Source organism: Novosphingobium fuchskuhlense (genome assembly GCF_001519075.1).
GTDB classification, from domain to species: Bacteria; Pseudomonadota; Alphaproteobacteria; order Sphingomonadales; family Sphingomonadaceae; genus Novosphingobium; species Novosphingobium fuchskuhlense.
Map to the genome: position 1 here is coordinate 715,640 of NZ_KQ954245.1, position 15,110 is coordinate 730,749.

The 15,110-nt window shown below is 65.8% G+C and carries 15 protein-coding genes; 7 read left to right on the plus strand and 8 right to left on the minus strand.

The annotated features are described in order from the left end of the window. Positions 1–51 precede the first annotated feature (51 nt). From AQZ52_RS13060 to AQZ52_RS13090, 7 genes are all read left to right on the plus strand, one after another. The gene (locus tag AQZ52_RS13060; protein ID WP_067911466.1) at positions 52–1,260 is read left to right on the plus strand and encodes an amine dehydrogenase large subunit; all 1,209 of its coding nucleotides are present in this window, start codon (positions 52–54) and stop codon (positions 1,258–1,260) included. Then, positions 1,260–1,829, plus strand: a complete 570-nt coding sequence (locus AQZ52_RS13065) for a MauE/DoxX family redox-associated membrane protein (protein WP_067911469.1) — start codon at positions 1,260–1,262, stop codon at positions 1,827–1,829. The genes AQZ52_RS13060 and AQZ52_RS13065 overlap by 1 nt, the downstream gene beginning before the upstream one ends. 4 nt (positions 1,830–1,833) lie before the next feature. Further along, a complete protein-coding gene (locus tag AQZ52_RS13070; RefSeq protein WP_067911472.1) occupies positions 1,834–2,436 on the plus strand; it encodes a thioredoxin domain-containing protein in 603 nt (200 codons plus the stop codon). A gap of 70 nt (positions 2,437–2,506) precedes the next feature. Beyond that, a complete protein-coding gene (locus AQZ52_RS13075) occupies positions 2,507–3,049 on the plus strand; it encodes a methylamine dehydrogenase light chain (protein ID WP_054120490.1) in 543 nt (180 codons plus the stop codon). Between the two features lie 40 nt (positions 3,050–3,089). Next, the gene (locus AQZ52_RS13080) at positions 3,090–3,629 is read left to right on the plus strand and encodes a cytochrome c family protein (protein WP_240481626.1); all 540 of its coding nucleotides are present in this window, start codon (positions 3,090–3,092) and stop codon (positions 3,627–3,629) included. Beyond that, entirely contained in the window at positions 3,626–4,606 is a 981-nt protein-coding gene (locus tag AQZ52_RS13085; protein WP_082697937.1) for an XdhC family protein, read from the plus strand. Before AQZ52_RS13080 ends, AQZ52_RS13085 begins: the two co-directional genes overlap by 4 nt. Beyond that, entirely contained in the window at positions 4,587–5,171 is a 585-nt protein-coding gene (locus AQZ52_RS13090) for an NTP transferase domain-containing protein (protein WP_067911478.1), read from the plus strand. The genes AQZ52_RS13085 and AQZ52_RS13090 overlap by 20 nt, the downstream gene beginning before the upstream one ends. Here the strand turns inward: AQZ52_RS13090 and glpK are convergent. The 8 genes from glpK to AQZ52_RS13130 all read right to left on the minus strand — a co-directional run bounded on the left by glpK (position 5,168) and on the right by AQZ52_RS13130 (position 15,103). Beyond that, positions 5,168–6,667, minus strand: coding sequence for a glycerol kinase GlpK (gene glpK / locus AQZ52_RS13095; RefSeq protein ID WP_067911481.1), 1,500 nt, complete (start codon positions 6,665–6,667; stop codon positions 5,168–5,170). The two genes, AQZ52_RS13090 and glpK, sit on opposite strands and share 4 nt — an antisense overlap. Positions 6,668–6,769: 102 nt before the next feature. Further along, positions 6,770–7,585, minus strand: a complete 816-nt coding sequence (locus AQZ52_RS13100; RefSeq protein ID WP_067911484.1) for a DUF6454 family protein — start codon at positions 7,583–7,585, stop codon at positions 6,770–6,772. Positions 7,586–7,718: 133 nt separating this feature from the next. Further along, positions 7,719–9,497 (minus strand): amidohydrolase, encoded by a 1,779-nt coding sequence (locus AQZ52_RS13105; RefSeq protein WP_067911487.1) that lies wholly within the window; start codon positions 9,495–9,497, stop codon positions 7,719–7,721. A gap of 73 nt (positions 9,498–9,570) precedes the next feature. Further along, complete coding sequence (locus AQZ52_RS13110) at positions 9,571–10,947, minus strand: L-serine ammonia-lyase (protein ID WP_067911490.1); 1,377 nt, start codon at positions 10,945–10,947, stop codon at positions 9,571–9,573. Further along, positions 10,944–11,453, minus strand: a complete 510-nt coding sequence (locus tag AQZ52_RS13115) for a prolyl-tRNA synthetase associated domain-containing protein (protein ID WP_067911493.1) — start codon at positions 11,451–11,453, stop codon at positions 10,944–10,946. The genes AQZ52_RS13110 and AQZ52_RS13115 overlap by 4 nt, the downstream gene beginning before the upstream one ends. Continuing rightward, positions 11,450–11,977: a sarcosine oxidase subunit gamma gene (locus AQZ52_RS13120; RefSeq protein WP_067911496.1), complete on the minus strand. Its 528-nt coding sequence runs from the start codon at positions 11,975–11,977 to the stop codon at positions 11,450–11,452. The genes AQZ52_RS13115 and AQZ52_RS13120 overlap by 4 nt, the downstream gene beginning before the upstream one ends. Then, positions 11,970–14,834, minus strand: coding sequence for a glycine cleavage T C-terminal barrel domain-containing protein (locus AQZ52_RS13125; protein ID WP_067911499.1), 2,865 nt, complete (start codon positions 14,832–14,834; stop codon positions 11,970–11,972). Before AQZ52_RS13125 ends, AQZ52_RS13120 begins: the two co-directional genes overlap by 8 nt. Further along, complete coding sequence (locus AQZ52_RS13130; RefSeq protein WP_067911503.1) at positions 14,831–15,103, minus strand: sarcosine oxidase subunit delta; 273 nt, start codon at positions 15,101–15,103, stop codon at positions 14,831–14,833. Before AQZ52_RS13130 ends, AQZ52_RS13125 begins: the two co-directional genes overlap by 4 nt. Positions 15,104–15,110: the final 7 nt, after the last annotated feature.

Sequence of the window (15,110 nt, forward strand, 5' to 3'; positions counted from 1 at the left end):
AGTCAACGGTATCAAAGGTTCAGGCGTTTCAGGCAGAAGGGGCCAGGCCAGATGAAGATGATGAAGATTCAGGGCAAGCCATCGCTCTCCGTCATGCTCAAGGCTTCGGCCGCCGCTGTCTGCGCGCTGGGCCTGCTCGGCGGCATGCCCGCTGCCCATGCGGCCGATCCGCTGCAGCCCGACCCGGAACTCGAGGCGGTCACGCTCCCCGCCCCCAAGCCCAGCTGGGTATTTGTCGAGCGCGGCTTCGTCGTGCCGGGCAACGCGATCTACGATACGGACACGGGCAAGATGCTCGGCCTCGTCGAGGCGTCGACACTGTCGGACCTTGCACTGGATCCGGGTGGGAAGGCCTTCTACGTCTCCGAAAGCATCTGGACCAAGGGCTGGCGCGGCACGCGGCAGGACATGATCACGGTCTATGATGCGAACACGCTCAAGCTGAAGACCGAAATCGCCATTCCCGGGCGCATCCTGATCGGCGGACGCAAATTCAACTTCGTGATCGCCGACGCCGGCAAAACGGCCTATGTCTACAATCTCGATCCGGCATCTTCGGTCAACATGGTCGACCTTGCGAAGGGCAAGTTCGTCAAGAAGATCGAGCTGCCCGGCTGCGCGAGCTTGATGCCCGTTACCGGCGTCGGCTTTTCGGCATTGTGCTCGGATGGCTCGCTCGCCACGGTCAAGACGGCCGGGGCCAAGCCCGAGATCACCCGTTCGGCACCGTTCTTCTCGGCCACCAACGATCCTATCTTCGACAACTTCGGCTACGACGGCGTCAAGCAGCAGGCCGTTTTCCTGACCTATACCGGCCAGGTCTACACCGCCAAGCTCGGCGCCACGCCGACGATCTCCGAACCGTTCTCGATCCAGGCCGCAGCGGGTGTCGCACCCGCCGATACCAAGCCGCTCGATGTGCACTGGTATCCCGGCGCCCGCCAGGGCCTCGCCTATCACCTCGGCACCGGTCATGCCTTCGTACTCATGCACACGGGCGAATACTGGACGCACAAGGAATCCGGCACGGAAGTTTGGGAGCTTGATGTCGCGGCCAAGAAGGTCGTGAGGCGCATCCCGCTCGAGACCCCGGCCAGCGCGATCGCCGTGACCCAAGAAGCTAGCCCCAAGCTGGTCCTTTCAACCGAAGGCGGCGAAGGCGATCGCAGCGCGTTGCTGATCCTCGATGCGAAGACCGGCGAGCAGAAGTTCAAGCTCGAAAGGTCTGGCGGCGGCGTGTTGCGGACGCTGGAGCCCTGATGGCCGACGGCAGCGCCCTGACTCTGGCCGCGCTCGGCGGAACGGGCCTCAGCGTGCTTGGCTTGGCAGGAACAATGGGGGTTGGCCTCGTGTTCCTGCAAGCCGCGCTTGCCAAGCTGCGCCATCGGGACCTGCTGGCAGGGGTCATTTCGAACTACCGCCTCCTGCCCTCAGCCATGGTCGCCCCTGCAGCCGTGCTGCTTGCTCCAGCGGAACTGGTTATCGCCATCGGGCTGCTGCTCGGCGGACAGGCCCTGGCGGCCGCGGCTTCCATCTTGCTTCTGGCCGTCTTCGCCGCTGCCATGGGGATCAACATCGCGCGCGGGCGGCGCGAGATCGATTGCGGGTGCGGCCGGTCGCAGCTGCGCCAACCGCTGAGCTGGCTGCTTGTCGCGCGCAATCTGCTGCTCGCCGCACTTCTCGTGCCGCGCCTGCTGCCAAACCCAGCGCCCGCCATGGCGGATCTTGTCGTCGCTCTGGCTGGCGGCCTTGCGATCTTCGTGATTGTCCAGCTTTTCAATGCCATCGGGGCGCTTGCGGCATCGCCGCTCGCCACCCAGCGGAGGTAACCGAATGTTGCAAGCCCTGCTCGTCTCGACGGTCCTGTCGTGGATTGTCATCCTCCTGCTCGGCGTGGCGCTTCTCGCGCTGGCCCGTCAGGTCGGGGTGCTGCACATGCGCGTCGCTCCCGCAGGTGCGCTGACGACCTCCGCCGGCCCGGCAGTCGGCAGCGCGGCTGCCGCGATCCCCGCCACCACGCTCGACGGTACGCAGACCACCGTCGGCGGCCATCTCCACGGCGTGCCACTGCGGCTCCTGATGTTCGTCTCGCCCTCATGCCCGCTGTGCAAGAACCTAATCCCGATGGCCAAGTCCTTCGCGCGGGACGAGCGGGTCCAACTCGTATTCATCGGTGACGACGACGTTGCCGCGCAGCGCCAGATGATTGCCGAACACAGCCTTGGCGGCTACCCGTTCATCAACGGCCCCGAGGTTGGTCAGGCCTACGAAGTGGCCAAGCTGCCCTATGCCGTCCTGATGGACGAGCACGGGACGATCCTTTCCAAGGGCCTCGTCAACAGCCGCGAGCATCTCGAAAGCCTGGTGATCGCCCACGAAATGGGGATCCGTTCGGTTCAGGACTACATCGGCAAGCTCAAGGCCGTGGTCAATTGATCGCCTTGGCTCCAATCACCAATCACGGTTCCAGCGCAAATCGTTTCTCTGCTTTTTAGGGGACAAGCTCATGAAGACCTTCAATCCCGACGCCATGGGCGAAAAGCTGCTCCGCCGCTTTGCCGGCGGCACCTCGCGCCGCGGCATTCTCGCCCGGCTTGGCCTTGCCCTGGTGGCCGCACCCGTCTTTCCGGTCCTGCCGGTTAGCCGGGCCAGTGCGGCCAAGCCGGACCGCTCGCCCGAAGCGAAGACCACCTTTGCCCGCAACGCGCAGAGCAAGGATGACACCAAGTGCGATTACTGGCGCTACTGCGCCATCGATGGCTCGCTCTGCTCGTGCTGTGGCGGCGCGGTGAACCGCTGCCCGCCGGGGGCGGAGCACTCGCCGGTTTCGTGGGTTGGCACCTGCATCAACCCCGATGACGGCCGCGCCTATCTGATCGCGTACCGCGATTGCTGCGGCAAGTCCTACTGCAACAAGTGCGATTGCGATGGCACCGACCGTGAGACGCAGCTCTACGTGCCGCAGCTCAACAACGACGTGATCTGGTGCTTCGGCACGACGAGCATGGAATACCACTGCTCGACCGCTGTCCTCGTCGGCACGGCCTGAGGGGTTTCGCGGCGCGGCAAGTGGGGCTATGAGGCGGTTGATGATGATCCGTGCAAGCCTTCTTGCCGCCGCCACCTTGCTCGCCGCGCTCTCGCTGGGCGGATTGCAAGCGGCCGAACCGGACAACCACTCGCCGGACATCCCGGCGCAGCTCCGATCGATGATGGCCGATCCCGAACTCGCGCAGAGCGACTTCATCGAGAATTGCGCAGGCTGCCACGGGCTGCGCGGCACTACCGTCCCTGCCCACCTTCCCGAGATCAAGGACCGCGTCGGCTGGTTCATGTGCACGCCAGGATCGCGCGCCTATCTGCTGCGGCTGCCCAATGTCGCGCACAGCCGCATCACCGACAACGCGCAGCTCGCAGACCTGATGAATTACGTGGTCTTCGTGCTTGGCGGCAAGAGCGTGCCGACCGGCACCAAGCCGTTTACAGGGCCTGAAGTCGCGCACGAGCGCCAGTTCGCCCTGACCAGCGTGTCCCTCAAGGCGGAGCGACTTCGCCTCGCCAATGTCGCCATCGCCAAGTGTCGGGCACCAGCCTCGCTGCGCCTGCAATACCCCGGTTCCACCCAATGATCGCGCACGATGATCGCAGCATTCTCGGCCTGCTGGTCGAAGGCGCGCAGGCCGGGATCGAAGGCGTGCTCATCACCCTGATCGGCATCGAAGGCGGCTCCTCGCGCGGGATTGGCGCCCAGATGGCCGTTCTGGCCGATGGGCGCAGCGCCGGTTCGTTCTCGGGCGGCTGCATCGAAGCGGCGGTGGTTGCCGAGGCGCTCGACGTACTCGCCAAGGGCCGCGGCCGCACCGTCCGCTACGGCGTTGGCTCGCCCTATCTGGATATCCGCCTTCCCTGCGGCGGCGGAATCGATCTGCTGTTCACGCCCCGCCCCGATTCTGCCGTGCTTACGCGGCTGCTGGCACGGCTCGAGGCACGCAAGGCCGGTGTGCTGCGCCTAAACGAAAGCGGCGCAGTCTGGTCTGACACGCCCGGCGCGCAGGGCACGCAGCGCGCCTACGCGCCGCCACTGCGCCTCGTCGCACTCGGGCATGGCGAAGACCTCACCGCGCTGGTGCGCCTCGCTCGGGCGTTCGGCATTGCCGTCGAAGCCTACGCCCCAGCAAACGACCGCCTGGCCTCTGCCGAACCGGGTGTCGTTGCATTGATCAGTCGCACCGCCTTGCCCGAGCTCGTCGGTGATCCGTGGACCGCGTTTGTCTTCCTCTTCCATGATCACGATTGGGAAGAACAGCTTCTCCCCCATGCCTTGGCGCAAGACGGGTTCTACCATGGCGCTGTCGGCAGCGCGCGCACGCACCGCGCCCGTCTTGCAGGTCTGCGCGCGAGCGGCATGCCGCAAGCAAGCATCGGCACGCTGCGCGGCGGGATCGGGCTCATCCCCGCGACACGCGACCCCGCAACGCTTGCGCTCTCGATCCTTGGCGAACTGGTTCAGGACTATCAGGCCTGCGCTGGCATGCCGGGCTGGAGCGGCCGCGCGCCGGGCCGCATGGGGTACGATCCTGCCTCGCATGTCCCCACCCGCAACTGACAGCGGCTTTGCAGGGCTTGCGCTGGTCCTGCTGGCTGGGGGGCAATCGACACGTTTCGGCGGCCCCAAACTGATCACACCTCTAGGCGACAGGCCGCTGGCGCTCCATGCCGCCGAAATGCTCACCGACCTGCCGTTTGCGGCGCGCTTCGCCGTGATCGGACCCGACGTGCCGGATCTGGCAGAGCTCGGATACCAGCTCGTCCCCCTCGATCCGCCCGGCGCCCCGCAGGCGCGGTCGCTTGCCCTGGGCGTGGCAGCCGCCGCAAGGGGCGGCGCACGGGCCGTGCTCATCGCGCTTGCCGACATGCCGCTAGTGCCGCCTTTCCACATCGTGGCTCTCGTAAGGTCGTTCAATGGCGACCGCATCGCGACATCGGCGGGCGGTGTCACCATGCCGCCTGCAATCTTCGGCTCCGCACACTTCGCCGCGCTCAGCGCACTGGATGGCGACCGCGGCGGCGCGGTACGCCTGAAGGGCGCTCCGGCCGTGCCGCTCGATCCCGCACTGGCGCTCGATGTCGACCGGCCCGAAGACCTCGTCCAGGCAGCGGCCTTGCTCTAGAGGAGCGCTCGTTCGACCGCCTTGTGCCAACCCGCCACAAGGCTTCCGCGCAGGTCTGGATCCATCTTCGGATCGAACCGCCGATCGGATGCCCAGGTTGCCTCCAGCGCGGCCAGATCGCTCCATACGCCGGTTGCCAGCCCGGCCAGGAACGCTGCGCCAAGCGCCGTCGTCTCCACGCTGACCGGCCGCTCGACCGGTGCCACCAGAATGTCGGACAGGAACTGTCCCAGCCAGTCGTTCGCTGCCATGCCGCCATCTATGCGCAGCGCGGCATCGCCCGGCGTGGCATGCTCGCGCGCGATATCTTCCTTCATGGCATTGATGAGGTCGAGCGTCTGGTAGGCGACCGCTTCCAGCGCCGCCCGTGCGATGTGCCCGGCCCCCGCATCGAGCGTCAGACCGCAGATCAATCCGCGCGCATCGGGGTCCCAGTGCGGCGCACCAAGGCCCACAAAGGCCGGGACCATGTAGACACCGTGGTTGTCCGGCACGCGCACTGCCATGTCGTGCGTGTCGGAGGCATGGGTGATGATCCGCAGGCCATCGCGGAGCCACTTGACCGCCGCGCCTGCCACGAAGATCGCGCCTTCCAGCGCATAGGTCGTCTCGCCGTTGAGCCGGTACCCCACGGTCGTCAGCATGCGCTTCTGCGAGGGAATCGGCTTGTTCCCGATGTTCATCAGCGCAAAGGCGCCCGTGCCGTAGGTCGATTTGGTCATGCCGGGACGGAAGCAGGCCTGCCCGAACAAGGCCGCCTGCTGGTCGCCCGCCATGCCTGCAATCGGGATCGCGCGGCCAAGGATCGCCGGATCGCTTGTTCCATAGATATGGGCATTGTCCTTCACCTCGGGCAGGACCGAGGCGGGCACGCGCAGCAGCCGAAGAAGTTCGTCATCCCACTGCTGTGCGCCGATATCGAACATCAGCGTCCGCGAGGCATTGGTCGGGTCAGTCGCATGGACCTTGCCGCGCGTCAGTCGCGAAAGGAGGAAGCAGTCGATCGTGCCAAAGGCCAGTTCACCGCGCTCCGCAGCTCCCCGCGCGCCTGCCACCTCGTCGAGAATCCACGCCAGCTTGGTGCCCGAGAAATAGGGATCGAGCAGCAGGCCGGTTTTTGCGGCAAACAGCGATTCGGCCCCATCGGCCTTGAGCTTCGCGCAGGTATCGGCAGTGCGCCGATCCTGCCACACGATTGCGCGGTGGATCGGCTTGCCGCTCGCGCGGTCCCACACCGCCACGGTCTCGCGCTGGTTGGTGATGCCGATGGCCGCGATATCCGCGACGTCGATCGCCGCCTTCTCCACCGCCTCGCGCAGCACGGACACGACATCGGACCAGATATCCTCGAGATCATGCTCGACCCAGCCTGAGGCGGGATAGTGCTGGGGAAACTCCCGCTGTGCCACCGCAACCGGCCGCGCGGCCGCATCGAACACGATGCAGCGGCTTGAGGTGGTACCCTGGTCGATGGCAAGGATATAGGGGGGCTGCATGGGTCTCCTCTCGGGGCGCTCTGGCGTTTGTCCATGCCTATCCAACCGGCACCGCCTCAGGAAGCGCCCTTTGCGCGGCCCCTATAGAAAATTGAGATTGGCTCAGGCGTCGAGCCGGTAGTGGAATACCCGGCTCGGGCCGTCTTCGGGCAGCACGTAAAGCTCGCGGCCCTCGATCGCCATGCCCTCGCCCGTCACCGGACCGCCCCTCCCGAATGGACGCACCGGGCCAATCGCACCGGCCTTGAGCGTGCGGGTGACGCGCATCGTGGCCGGATCGATCCAGTCGAGTGTTCCGGCCAGCCAACTCGTGTTGCCGGCTGCAACCAGCTTTCCGCTGACAAACTTCATATCCTGGAAATGCGTGCGGGAGGGGTTCTTCACCACCTCGACCGGCTGCGTCCCGCGCCGGAGATCGAACACGTAGAGCTCTCGGCTGTCCCAGTTCCCCGCGATCAGCTTGGTGCCCTCGGCTGCCACGCAACCGATGTGGTCGGCCACGGCGATACGGCGGCGCACGGTGAGCGTCTCCGTATCGATTTCCAGCAACACCGCCGTGCTGTTCGGCCGCAGTTCTGCCACCGGCACCCATAGGGATCCGCCCGAAAGCGAAAGCCCGCCGGGATGAAAGCGTGCGCCGTCTGTCAGATCGAGGCGCCGCAGGATGTGCCCCGTCGCGCGGTCGAATACGTGGAGAAAAGCGCGGTGCCCGCTGTGATCAACCGAGGTAACCCAGACATGCGCAGGATCAAGTGCCAGACCCTGAACGTGGAATACCTCGCCTTTCAGCTGCAGGGCACCAATGTACTTGCCATGCTCGAGCTCACCATCGAACGATCCGGGGGCCGCTGCCACCGAAATGCTCGAAGCCAGGTGAACCATTGCCAGAAAACCGCTACGCAGAATCTTGCCGATCATCGCCGTTGTGCTTTCCGAAGCCCTTGGGTTTCGGCGCCCCGGTGGCGAAGATCGGAGTCAGATACATGGCGATTCCCGGAATCTGCCCCATTACTGCAATATTGACGGCCTTCGCAGGCCTATCCACCCGATATTACTTGGCGAGTGCGACCTTTTTGCCACTCACTGGCCGCTGGTAGACGAGCTTTCCGCCTACAAACGTCATGTCCACCTTTGCAGTGAGGAACGTCTCCGCCGACCCAGTCAACGGGTCGAACGGCAGCACGATCATGTCGGCCAGCTTGCCTGGCTCGAGCGTGCCCTTCTCGTTTTCCTCCCACGAGAGGTAGGCGCCGTTGGCGGTATACATGCGGATCGCCTCTTGCCGCGATACCGCCTCCTCGGCACCGCGCACCGCGCCGCTCGGCCCCTTGCGCGTGGTGGCGGCATAAAGCCCGACCAGCGGACCAATCGGCAGGTTGTCGCTCGAGAAGGCCATGAACAGGCCGAACTTCTTCACCGGGGTGGCGATCGCATTGTTGTGCGTGAGCCGCCAGTCATCGAGCAGCGCCGAATAGCGATCATCCAGATTGTAGAGGAAGTTCGGCTGCTGCGCGATCATCACGTGGTCCTGCGCCATGGTCGCCATCGTGTCCTCGGGCGGCATGATCGTGAAGTGATCGGTGAACCAGCGCCGGTCATTGGGACCGTGTACTGGATCGGGGATTGCATTCAGCGCATTGTGATAGGCCTTGATTGTCTGGACGATGGCCGCATCGCCAATGCAGTGCAAGCCCAGCTGCCAGCCCAGCTTCGCCGCGCTGTCGACCAGCTCCTGCAGTTCGGCATCGGTGAAGCGGCCCTTGCCGCGAAAACCCGGCTGTCCCTTGTAGTCGGCCAGCAGCCACGCCGTCGGCCCGGTGAACCCGCCGTCGACCGCGTTCTCGCCGATCGCGCCGAGCCGCAGGTGATTGTCGCCGTAGCCGGTGTGATAGGGAAACGCCTTGAGCCGCTCGGCACCCGGATGAATGATGTACATCGTTATGCGCGGCAACTGATCGCCCATGGCGGCGTAGATTTCCCGCGCACGCTTCCACGTCATGTTCGACTGGCCCCACAGCGGATCGAGGTCCTTTGAATCCGTACCACCCTTCCCCACCGGTTCGTCGTCGATAGTGCCGCTGGCGTCGTGGAAGCTGGTGATGCCAAGCGCGAGCATCTGCTTGAGCCAGGTGATCGTTGGCCCGCGCATCGCATCCCAGCCCGGATCGGGAATGAACTTCGAGACTACATCCATGCGCTCGCGGATGATCCCACTAGGCTCGCCGTCCGGCCCGCGTTCGATAAGCCCGGTCGCCGGCTCGGGCGTATTCTTGTCCACCTTGGCGATCTTGAACGCGGCGGAATTGTAGGCTGCCGAGTGCGAGCCTGCGCGCAGCAGAGCCACTGGATTGTTCGGCGCGGCGGCATCGAGATCGCCGCGGCTCAGGTTGCGCTTTTCGGCAAAGTTCGATTCCTGCCAGCCATAGCCGGTGATCCACTTGCCCGGCCCCAATTCCTTTGCCTTGGCGCGCAGCATGGCCTGCACTTCCACAATGCTTTTTGCATCCTGCACGGCAATGTCGTTGGGCGAGACAGGCTTCGGGTGCAGGTGCGTATCGATAAAGCCCGGCATCAGCGTTTTGCCGGCAAGGTCGATCACCTTTGGCGCGGAATAGGCCTCGAGCAGTTCCTCGCCGCCCACCGCGACGATCCGCTCGCCCTTCACTGCCACCGCCGTCTTCAGAGTAAACGCGCGGTCCACGGTGATGACCTGACCGTGGTGGAGAATGAGATCGACCGCTTCCTTGCCCCAGGCCGTGCTCGCCGGCAGCGCCAAGGCCGCCGCAATCAGTCCGCCCCAGAGCCCTTTGCCGATCCGCGCGCCTGCCATGTCGATACCCCCGATCCTGAACACCTGTCCTAGATCGTATCAACGGCGCACCGGTCTGTCGATGGGCCTTGAATCAGCACTCCACGACGTTGACTGCGAGCCCGCCCTGCGAGGTTTCCTTGTACTTGTCGCGCATGTCGAAACCGGTCTGGCGCATCGTCTCGATCACCTTGTCGAGGCTGACCATGTGATTGCCGTCCCCCAGCAGCGCGAGGCGCGAGGCGTCGATGGCTTTCACCGCGCCCATGGCATTGCGCTCGATGCAGGGGATCTGCACGAGGCCGCCCACCGGATCGCAGGTGAGCCCCAGATTGTGCTCCATCCCGATCTCGGCGGCGTTCTCGATCTGGGCATTGGTCCCGCCCAGCACCGCCGTCAGCCCCGCCGCGGCCATCGAACAGGCAACGCCCACTTCGCCCTGGCAGCCAACCTCAGCACCCGAGATCGAGGCATTGCGCTTGTACAGCGCGCCGATGGCGGCCGCCGTCAGCAGGAACACCCGCCGTCCGGCCGTATCGCCGCGATAGCAGCGCTCGTAATAGCGCAGAACCGCCGGGATGATGCCCGCCGCGCCATTGGTCGGCGCGGTCACCACGCGGCCCCCGGCGGCGTTCTCCTCGTTGACCGCCATGGCCCAGAGGTTGATCCAGTCGAGCACCACCAGTGGATCACTCAGCGCCGCCTGCTGGCGCGCAACGAGTTCCGCCGCAATCGCCTGCGCCCGGCGCTTCACGCGCAAACCGCCCGGCAGCACGCCGCCTTGCGATGTGCCGCGATCAATGCAGGCCGCCATGGTATCAGCCAGCAGGTCAAGCCCCGCCTCCACTTCGGCCAGCGGCCGCAAAGCGGTTTCGTTCGCCAGCATCAGGTCGGCAATCGAAAGCCCGGCCTCGCCCGCCATGGCGACCAGTTCATCACCAGTCGTGAAGGGATATGGCACCGGCGCAGTATCGCCCGCTGGCGCATTGCGGCCGGCCTCGTCCTCGTCGAGCACGAAGCCGCCGCCCACCGAATAATAGAACCGCCGCAGCAGCACTGCATCATCAGCGCCGAAGGCCGTCAGCGCCATCGCATTGCTGTGGAACGGCTGCCGTTCGCGCTGGTGAAAATGGAGATCATCCGCCGGGGCAAAGCGCACGCGGTGCTTGCCCAGCAGGTCGATCTGCCCTGTCTCATGCACCGCTGCAATCCTGCCTGGCGCGGCGTCGATATCGACATCCGCCGGCGTCTCGCCCATCAGCCCCAGCAGCACGGCGGTATCGGAGGCGTGCCCCTTCCCCGTCAGCGCCAGCGAGCCATAGAGATCGACCTCGACCCGCACGGTCCGGGCCAGCAGTCCACGCTCCTCCAGCAGCAACCCGAACCGCCGCGCCGCGACCATCGGGCCGACCGTGTGCGAGCTGGAAGGCCCGATGCCGATCTTGAACAGTTCGAAGGTCGAGACGGTCATGCCGGATCGACTGGCGTGCGCTCAGGGATCGTGGCGATCAGCGGCTCATGGCCCCATGCCGCCAAGGCGCGGACGAGATCTGCGCCCGGCAGGCCGACCGTCGCGGTGTTGCGCAAGGGATGGACGTGCACCGCCTCCGCTGCCGCGAGATCAGCATCGAGCACCACGCGCACCGCGCCGCCGGTATCGTTCAGCGCTGCAAGCGGCGTCACCGAACCCGGCGTCACGCCCAGCAATCGCTCCATGTCCTCGGCCTTGCCGAAGCTCAGCTTTTTTGCACCGATAGCGCCGGCCAGCGCCTTGAGGTCCACACGGCGCGCATGTTCCACCGTCACCAGCCAGAACTGCCCGCCGCTGTCCTTGAGGAACAGGTTCTTGGTATGCGCGCCCGGCAGCGCATCATGGATCGCAAGGCTTTCCTCGACGGTGTAAACCGCCTCGTGCTCGAGGATCGACCATCCGATCCCCAGCGCCGCGAGGGCATCTTTCAGCGCCGCATCACTCATTTGGCACCATGCATGGCCGCTACAAACGCGTGCCACAGCCAAGTGGCGAAGCTGCGCCAGACTTCGACGTGCCAGCGCTCCTCGCCCTCGCGCCAGACCTGGATCTCGACGGTCTCGAACACCGTGCGCGTTGCGCGGCCCACGCCCATCTTCGCCAGATCGAGCGGGCAGCCGCTCGACAGAACCGCGAGTGCGCCCGGCCCTTCGAGCACCAGCCCCAGCGCGCGCGAGGAAACATCGACCACGCTGACGGCAAGGCCTTCGCCGCGCGGCATTTCCGTCCCCGCCGGCAGCAGCGCATACCACTCATCCGGCCCGAGACAGGCGATTGCGCCTTCGGTATCGCCGATCTTTCCCGGCAGCGCCCGGCCGATCACGTCCGCGAGCGCCTTCGCGTCACGCGCACGCAGCGAGTAGCGCGCCTTCGGACCCGCATGCGCAAGGCGAACGCCGTCCCCCTGCACCGGCTCGGTGCCCAGCTTCAGCTCTGCCGCCGAAACCGCGATTTCTGCGATCTCAACCATTGAGGCGGCTCCCTTCCGGATCATAGAACATCGGCGCGACGACTTTGGCGCTGATCGTCTTGCCAGGCATCGGAATGTGCAGCGTCTCGCCCATCCGGTCACGTCCGCCCGCCACCAGCGCCATCGCGATGGAGCGGCCCATGGTCGCGCTGTGATAAGATGACGTGACGTGCCCGATCATCGTCATCGGCACAGGCTGGTTGGGATCGGCCACGATCTGCGCGCCTTCCTCCAGCACCGCCTGCGGATCGTCCGTGAGCAGGCCCACGAGCTGCTTGCGCCCCGCTGCCACGATATCAGGCCGCGCCAGCGAGCGCTTGCCGACGAAATCGGGCTTCTTCTTGCCGACTGCCCAGCCCAGCCCCGCATCGTCCGGCGTTACCGTGCCGTCGGTATCCTGCCCGACGATGATGAAGCCCTTCTCGGCGCGCAAGACGTGCATCGTCTCGGTGCCGTAGGCGGCTGCGCCGTGCTTTTCGCCTTCGGCCCAGATCGCTTCCCATACCATGCGGCCATACTCGGCCGGCACGTTCACTTCGAAGCCCAGTTCGCCGGTGAAGCTCACGCGGAACAGGCGCGTATCTACGCCGCAGATCTTGCCCTCGCGCACCGCCATATGCGGGAAGGCCTCGGGCGAAAGGTCGATGCCTTCGACCAGCGGCGCGATCACGCGCCGCGCCTTGGGGCCCTGCACAGCGATGACAGACCACTGCTCGGTCGTGCTGGTGAGCCACACGTCGAGGTCCGCCCACTCGGTCTGGAGGTAGTCCTCCATCATGTTCAGCACGCGCGCCGCGCCGCCGGTCGTCGTCGTCAGGTGGAATCGGTCGGGCGCAAGCCGTGCCGAGACGCCGTCGTCGATGATGAAGCCGTGTTCGCCCAGCAGCAGGCCATAGCGGCAGCGGCCCGGCTCAAGCGACTTCCACGGGTTCGTGTACATGCGGTTGAGGAACTCCGCCGCATCCGGCCCGACGACTTCGATCTTGCCGAGCGTCGAGGCATCGAAAATGCCGACCGCCGAACGCACCGTGCGGCACTCGCGCGCCACCGCCGCGTCCATGTCCTCGCTCCCTTGCGGGAAATAGCGCGCACGGCGCCACTGCGCGACGTTCTCGTAGACCGCGCCGTGGGCATCCGCCCAGTCGTCGATCCCCGTCTTGCGCAGGGGCTGGAATAGCGCTTCCTTGTGGTGCCCGAGGATCGCGCCGAAGCTCTGCGGTGTATAGGGCGGACGGAAGGTGGTGAGACCGATGTCCGTCACCGGCCGGTGCAGCACACCCGAGGCGATCTGCAGGCCGTTGAGGTTGGAGGTCTTGCCCTGATCGGTCGCCATGCCGTTGGTGGTGTAGCGCTTGATATGCTCGATCGAGCGGAAGCCTTCCTGCACGGCCAGGCCGATATCGCGCGCCTTCACGTCGTTCTGGAAATCGACGAAAGCCTTGCTTTCATGCAGCGGCTTGGGTGCGGGCAGCAGGCCCCTAACCAAACCCGATCCGAAGTCCCAATCGCCCGCGCATGCCCCCACGCAGCGCAGGTTTTCATGCGTTTTGTCGGGCACATAGGCGCCCCAGTTCTCATCCCAGCGCAGCGTGCCCTTGGCGTGGCTCCACAGATGCACTGTGGGCGTCCAGCCACCCGCCATCAGCACGGCATCGCATTCGAGCTTCTGGCCCTTGCCGACGCCGGCCAAGGCAACCGTCACGCCGTTCACCGCCTGGCCGCCGGAAACGCCCGTCACCGCATAGCCCGGATAGCAGGCGATCCGCGCATCGCGCGCTGCCTCGGCGAGTTCGGGAGCGATCTCGCGCCGCAGATCGACGATCGCGGCAATATTCACGCCCGCCTTGTGAAGTGCCAGCGCATCGTGCCAACCGCTGTCATGCAAGGCCATCACGACGAGCTTGCGGCCCACCGCGACGCCGTAGCGCAGCGCAAAGGTCTTCGCTGCACTCGCCAGCATCACGCCGGGCACGTCATTGCCTTCGAACACCAGTGGGCGCTCGATCGCACCCATCGCGAGCACGACTTCGCCTGCACGGATACGCCACAGCTTCTCGCGGGGCCCCTCGGCCTCGTCCACCGGCAGATGGTCGGTCAGCCGCTGCGCGGCGACAACGAAGTTCTGGTGATAGTGGCCGATAGCGGTCGTGCGCGGCAGAACCGTCACATTGTCCATCGCCGCCAGCTTGGCCGAGGCCTCCGCCAGCCACGCCCACTGCGCCGGATCACTCAAGGCGCCGCCGCCGATCTCTTCCTGCTCATCGATCAGGAATACACGCCCGCCACTCGCCGCGGCCTCCAGCGCCGCCGCGATGCCCGCAGGCCCCGCGCCCACAACCAGCGTCTCGCAATGCGCATAGGTCGCGTCGTAGTGATCGGGATCGCGCGTCGTCGGACTGTCGCCCAGCCCTGCCAGACGGCGGATGATCGGCTCGTAGACCTTCTCCCACGCGGCACGCGGCCACATGAAGGTCTTGTTGTAAAAGCCCGCCGGGAAGAACGCGGAGAGCATGTTGTTGACCGCGATCAGGTCGGTCTTGAGCGTGGGGAAGCGGTTCTGACTTGTCGCGGCGAGCCCGTCATGCAGCGCCACCGATGGCGCGCGCAGGTTGGGCGTCTTGCGGCCGGGCCCGCGGTCAACCGTCACCAGCGCATTGGGTTCTTCCACGCCGGCACCCAGGATGCCGCGCGGCCGGTGATACTTGAACGAACGCCCAAACAGCATCTGGCCTTGCGCAAGGAGTGCGGAGGCGAGACTGTCTCCGGCATAGCCCCAGCGGGCCTTGCCATCAAAGGTGAAGTTGCGCTTCGTACGGCGGTCGATGCGGCCGCCATCCGCCAGACGAAAACCCGTCACTTGCGAGCCTCCCCGGCCTTGTAGGTTGTTTCAAAGACGTCCGTCACCGTATCGCGCACCGCATTGAAGAAGCGCCCGCAGCCATGCGCGTGCCGCCACCGCTCGTGGTGCCGCCCGCGCGGATTGCTGCGGATGTAGAGGAATTCCTCCCACTGCTCGTCGGAGTAGGTCGAAGGATCGACCGGCCGCGCAATATGGGCCTCGCCGCCATAGGCAAACTCGACCTCGGGCCGCGCCTCTTCGCAGTAGGGGCAGTGAATCAAGAGCATGGATGGT